Genomic DNA, 1,406 nt, shown 5'->3' on the forward strand with positions numbered 1-1,406 from the left:
ATCGGGCCGGACGTGCGGGACGCCTACCGGCTCCCGGCCCAGCGACTCGAACGCCTTCAGAGCGCCTGGACCAAGGAGGGCCGCCCGACCAGGGGCCCGGGGAAGGCCCACGGCGCCGCGTTCTGGCCGCTGGTACAGGCCGGGTGGCACCGGGCCCGCAAGCCTGAGGAGCGGCCCATCGTCATGGGCGTGACGACCTTGCAGCACCCCGAGCACGGCCGCTTCGTGCGGCTGGTCGTGGCCGACTGGCTGCGGGCGGGGGAGTTCCCGCGCGGCGGCAGGGACGACGCCGCCGGGGCCATGGAGCTGGCCTACCGCCTGGAGCGCTTCAACGAGCTGACCGGGTGGAACTGGACCAGCAGCGCGGGTAACACGGCCGTTGACGCGCTGCGCGGGTCCGTCTCGGCCACCGCGCGGCACAGGCCCCGGTGGGTGCCGGAGAACTCCTACCGCTGGCCCAAGTGGGGGGCCGCCGACGCCTGGACGCGGACCCCGACCGACGAGGAGCGCACGCTGCCCCGCGTCCTGGGCTGGGACCAGGTGAAGGCGTACCTGCCCGCGTACGGGCAGGCCATCGTCACCGGCGACGAGCTGCGCCACGAGATCGGCGGGGAGTTCGACCCGGGCCAGGCCGGGCTGTGGCTGATCACCGTGCCGGAGTGGCCGCACCCCCTGCTGCCCTCGCCCGTGCCCGAGATCGCGGCGGGCGGCCGGGTGTGGGTCGGCACGGCCGTCGTGAAGATGTTCCACGACCTGGGGCTGGAGCCCGCCATTCAGGAGTCCTGGACCGGCAAGGCCACCAGCTTTGAGGGGTTCCGCACCTTCTACTCCACGACGTGGAACGCGCTGAAGACGCTGGAAGCCGCCGACACCGACGCGAAGGGCTGCCCGCTGGACCCCGACGAGGCAGCCGTCTGGAACGGGCTGAAAGCCCTCTACCGGACCTGCCACGGCAAGCTCCGCGAGCCGGGCCAGAGCCTGGCCGCGCGGCCGGACTGGGGCATCGCCGTACGCGACGCGGCCTGGACCGGCGTGCTGCGGAAGGTCTACAAGGCCGGGGGCGTGCTGCCCATGGCCAAGAACCAGGGCCCCACCCCGACCCCGCGGTTCCCCCTCCACGTGGACACCGACGAGGTCGTGTACGCGGACGACGGCACCGGCCGTCTGCCCTCCGGGCTCGTCGTGGGCCGGGGCCTGGGCCAGTTCCGACAGAAGACCGACATCCCGATGACTGAATGGCTGAAGGAGAAGGGCCAGTGACGGACCCCCACGACGACGACCAGGACCAAGGGCAGGCCGGGGGCGGAGAGCAGGGAGAGCTGTTCTCCGAGGAGGACGCGGGGCGCCCGCGCCCCCGGCACCCCTCGCACCCGAAGGAGAGCCCGCAGACCGGAAGCAGCCTGCAC

General features: G+C 73.3%; 1 protein-coding gene. It reads left to right on the forward strand.

Translation table 11 applies throughout. From position 1 onward, the window contains the following. Positions 1-1,260, forward strand: a 1,260-nt coding sequence (locus D7231_RS36725; protein ID WP_158673893.1) for a hypothetical protein, incomplete at its 5' end; no start/stop codon positions are given. Between the last annotated feature and the right edge of the window lie 146 nt (positions 1,261-1,406).

This window comes from Streptomyces klenkii, from assembly GCF_003626645.1.
Lineage (GTDB): Bacteria > Actinomycetota > Actinomycetes > Streptomycetales > Streptomycetaceae > Streptomyces > Streptomyces klenkii.